At 53.8% G+C, this 5,316-nt stretch carries 1 protein-coding gene; it reads right to left on the bottom strand.

Features of this window, described 5'->3' with window-relative positions:
- On the bottom strand, nucleotides 1-5,316 hold a 5,316-nt coding region (locus LAO76_27825; GenBank protein ID MBZ5494749.1), incomplete at both ends, for an amino acid adenylation domain-containing protein.

Raw genomic sequence — 5,316 nt, 5'->3', positions numbered from 1 at the left:
CTCGTATCAGCGGCCCACCCGCCAAGTCAAATCTCTCATTCACTTCTTCCTCTCTCAGCGCCCCCAACTCCATCCCAACGTCCGGCCTCCCACTCACATCCTGCTCCCGCATTGCAAACCGGCTCTTCTCCGCCTCCTCAATCTCCTGCACCGGTTCTCCATTTACCACTACAAACCGCGTCCTCAGCACTTCATGACGCTTCACCAACTGGTTCAGCGCTCGCCGCAACGCCACACGATCCAATTTTCCCTTTAAATGCAGCCTCAAGGGAATGTGATACGCCTCCCCCGCCCCCTCCATCTGCGCCAAAAACCACAGCCGCTGCTGCGCAAACGACAGCGGCAATCTCCCATCCCTCTCCGTCCGCGCAATTGGCGGCAGCTTCCCTCGCAGGCTGGTCTGCACCTTCGCTGCAAAATCGGCCAGCGCCGGATGCGCAAATAACTCGCTGATCGCCACTTCCAGCCCGAGCCGGTGCCGAATCCACGTAGCCATCAACACTCCCAGCAACGAATGCCCTCCCAAATCGAAAAAGTTGTCCCAGCGGCCCACCCGCTTCACTCCCAAAATGTCCGACCAAATCTCGGCCACTATCTCTTCCACTTCCCCCACCGGCGCTTCGTAGGCCTGCTGTACATGCGCATCATCCGGCTCCGGCAGGGCTCGCCGATCCAGCTTGCCGTTCACCGTCAACGGTATGGTTTCCAACCGCACATAAGCTGTAGGCACCATGTACTCCGGCAACTTCCCCGACAAATACGCACGCACTTGGACAAAGCTTATCTCTTCGTTGTTTCTGGAGTGCTCTGGAAGATAGTAGGCCACCAGTCTCTTCTTCCCTGACCTATCTTCTTTTGCTACTACCGCGGCCTGCCGTACCCCCGGATAGCTTGCAAGTATGGCTTCGATCTCTCCTAGTTCAATTCGGTAACCGCGAATCTTTACTTGTAGATCGCTTCTTCCTACAAATTCTATATGTCCATCGTCACGCCACTTGCCCAGATCGCCGCTTCGGTACATTCGCTCCCCCGCCTGCGCAGCGTTGGCATATGGATCGGGTACAAAACGCTCTGCTGTCAGATCCGCACGATGCAGATAACCTCGTGCCACTCCTGCGCCTGCTATGTACAATTCGCCAGTCACGCCCACCGGAACGGGTGCTCTATACTCGTCCAGCACATAAATACGCATGTTCGCGATTGGATGTCCGACCAAAAAATTGCTATTTGCCGTGTTCCCGCTTACAGGTTCGGTGTTTGCGCAAATGATCGATGTCTCAGTTGGGCCGTAGAGCACCCGTATTTCTTGACCGGGAAAGAATTGCCTCATTTCCTCCAGCAGAGATCCTGGAACTCTATCTCCACCCGTTAGTAAAGTACGGATGCCGGAAACATCGTCTTTTGCGTGATTCTGCAATGCCTGTGTTAATTCGCTCATCAATACAGGCACTGCATGCAGGAGTGTTACCTTTTTCAAAAGAGAGAGGAGGCGTTCCGGATTGAGAACCTCCGTTGGTTTGACAATCAATGTGGCGCCTCCACCCGACCAGGAAGTCATAATTTCCAGCACCGAAATATCAAACGCATTCGAAGCCATAGACGCAATCACATCCTTACCGGACACATTCAGCAAATCCTTTGCAAACAACAATGTATTCATTACCCCACGGTGATCCACCATCACGGCTTTAGGCAATCCAGTTGAGCCTGAGGTATAGATGAGGTAGGCCAAATGAGTCGGCATCAAGCCTATAAAATCCAAGCTGAAATCCGTTTCGAGATGGTTTTCGCATCTTCGGGCGGCTTCGGCAAGATCGAGAACTTGTATCGCTCCATTCGTACCGTCGAAAAGTCGAGTCCACGGGTACTTCGCCAACAACACTACAGGGCTGCTATCTTGCAGCATGAACTGCAATCGTTCGGCCGGATATACCGGATCCATGGGCACATAAACTCCGCCCGCCTTGAACACGGCCAACATTGCGATGACCATTTCCAGGCTGCGGTCCGCGCATACCGCAACACGAGCCTCCGGCTTGACTCCCAGCTCTTGGAGATAATGCGCCAGTTGGTTTGCTCGCCGGTTGAGTTGCCTGTACGTAAGAGAATCTTCCTCGCAGATGACTGCCTGGGCGTCCGGCGTTCTTCGTGCTTGCATCTCAAATAACTGATGAATGCACTGCTGGGGCATCTTCACATGTGTGTCATTCCAGTCATAGAGAAGCTGCTGGCGCTCTCTATCTGACAGGACGGGCAGACTTCCCACTTCTTGAAGGTCATTTTGCACCATTGCTTGGAGCAGCCGACCGTAATAGGTTACATAGCGCTCGATTGTTACCGCAGCAAATAATGCCGTCGCATATAGCAATCCGCCCTCAATGTGGTCGTGTTCCTCCTTCAGCACCAATGTCAAGTCAGAGTTCGCTACCCTGTTGGAAGCCAACTCCAGTGCTTCCACCTGCAATCCTGACAATTGCAGCGGATGCCGGGCAAAATTGTCCCAAACTAGGGTCGCCTGTAGTAGTGGGCTGTGTGCCAGGCTTCGGACCGGTTGAACGATTTCGACCACCTGCTCAAAGGGAATGTCCTGATGCTGTTGTGCTGCGATTGACTGCGCTTTCACTCGTGCCAGCACCTCTCCCACACTCGGATGCCCTGAAAGATCCAGACGCAAAAGCAGCGTATTCACAAAAAATCCAATCAGACTCTCGATTTCAATCTGCCTGCGATTGGCCACTGGCGTCCCAATGACGACATCATGCTGGCCCGATAGCCGCGCCAGCAATATCGCCCAGCCTGCGAGCAACACCATATATAAGGTTGTACCGTGTCGCACACTGAGCTCTTTCAATCCAATTGTTAGACTGTGTTCCAGCATAACCGAGGATAAAGCTCCGGTATGTTTCCAGCTCGCTGGACGAACATAATCTCCCGGCACTTCCATCAGCTCCGGCACACCAGACAGATTCTTTCTCCAATAATCCGCTTGATGCTGAAGAAGCTCGCCTTCCATCCAACGACGCTGCCACAAGGCGTAATCAACATACTGGACTACCAGTTCCGGCAAAGGATCTGTTTCGCCATGTAGAAACGCGTCATATAGCGCGCCCAAATCTTTGTGAAGTACTCCAACAGACCATCCGTCACAAACAATGTGGTGCACGACGATGAGCAGCGCATGCTCGTCTGTTTTCATGCGAACCAGTTGTGCGCGGATCAACGGTCCAGTTTCCAAATTGAATGCAGCGTTTTTTTGCTCTGCTGCCAGTCGCTCCAGTTCTGGAATAATGTCCACGCGATTTTCCAGATCACGCTCTAATAATTCAAAACTGCTTTCTTCCACCTGCACGACCCGTTGTTCCGGTTCTCCATTTACCACTACAAACCGCGTCCTCAGCACTTCATGACGCTTCACCAACTGGTTCAGCGCTCGCCGCAACGCCACACGATCCAATTTTCCCTTTAAATGCAGCCACAAGGGCATGTGATACGCCTCCCCCACCCCCTCCATCTGCGCCAAAAACCACAGCCGCTGCTGCGCAAACGACAGCGGCAATCTCCCCTCTCTCTCCGCCCGCGCAATCGGCGGCAGCTTCCCTCGCAGGCTGGTCTGCACCTTCGCTGCAAAATCGGCCAGGTCCGGATGCGCAAATAACTCGCTGATCGCCACTTCCAGCCCGAGCCGGTGCCGAATCCACGTAGCCACCCGCACTGCCAGCAACGAATGCCCTCCCAAATCGAAAAAGTTGTCCCAGCGGCCCACCCGCTTCACTCCCAAAATGTCCGACCAAATCTCGGCCACTATCTCTTCCACTTCCCCCACCGGCGCTTCGTAGGCCTGATGTACATACGCATCATCCGGTTCCGGCAGGGCTCGCCGGTCCAGCTTGCCATTCACAGTCAATGGTATGGTTTCCAACCGCACATAAGCCGCAGGCACCATGTATGCTGGCAATCTAGCCGCCAGATGAGCCCGAAGCTCTTGTACGCTTGGTGCTGGATCATTTGTTTCGTTACAGGTGTAATAGGCTACTAAACGTTTCTCCCCTGTCTGGTCTGCCCGTGCGATCACAACCGCCTTTCGCACGCCGTGGTGTTCTGCAAGATTAGCTTCAATTTCTTCCGGTTCAATTCGGTAGCCGCGAATCTTTATCTGATCGTCGTTCCGTCCCATGAACTCGATGTTTCCACTGGCCAACCAGCGACCAAGATCACCCGTCCTGTATATCCGTGCTCCCAACTCAGCGCTGTACGGGTCGGGCAGAAAACGCTCTGCGGTCATTCCCGGTTCACCCCAATATCCCCGTGCCACTCCCAGTCCACCTATGAAAATCTCTCCCACTACACCTACCGGTACTGGCAACAAAGACGAGTTCAGAATGTAAACCCGCACATTCCCAATAGGAGAACCTATGGAAGGCTGTCTCTCCTCATCATCCCTGCATTCAAACAGAGTGGCGGAAATGGTGGCTTCGGTCGGCCCATACTCGGAGATCAATCGCCGACCGCGTCCCCAGCGAACGGCTGTCTCGGCGCTCAATCGAGAGCCACCAACGATAAGGACGCTCACCGATTCCCAATCATTTTGTTCCGCTAAGGTAGCCAGTACCGTGGGCGGCACAAGAACATGTGTTACCGCGTTTTGCTTGATCACGCGCGTCAAAGCCTCTACTGAACCAATTGATTCAACAAGGTACAATGACGCTCCACCGGTAAGAGATGCCATCACGACTTCATCCCACGCATCAAAGCTGAACGATACGAAGTGTGATACTCGTTTGCCTGAGTTTATACAGAGATCTAGGGCGCGCTGGAAAATGAGATTACACAAGCGATGTTGCTCTATCACTACGCCCTTGGGCCGTCCGAGGGATCCGGAGGTATATATCACGTAAACGATGTTCTCCGGTTGCAGCCCTGTCGCTGTGCGTTTCGGATTGTCCTCCGGATACTTGAACCAAGCTGCATCATCATCGATATTAATGATGGGCACCCCGGCAGCTAAATCTTCCACTTGTTGCACCAGATAAGATTGTGTGAGCACTACCCGCGGGTTGCTGTTCTCCAGCATGTACTTTAGCCGTTCGGTGGGGTAGCTCGGGTCCAATGGCACATAGGCGCCTCCCGCCTTCAATGTTCCGAGTACTGCCTCGATCACTTCAACGCTCTGTTCAGCACATATCGCCACCCGGTCATCCGGCTTCACCCCTAGTTGCCGCAGATAATGCGCCAAGCGGTTCGCTCGCAGATTCAACTCTTTGTAAGTAAGCTGATTGCCCCCGCATACCACCGCCACCGCGCCCGGCGTCCGCACTG

Source organism: Terriglobia bacterium (genome assembly GCA_020072645.1).
GTDB lineage: Bacteria > Acidobacteriota > Terriglobia > Terriglobales > Acidobacteriaceae > Angelobacter.
Note: the sequence above shows the minus strand (reverse complement) of the source record. Positions and strands in the feature narration are given on the sequence as shown.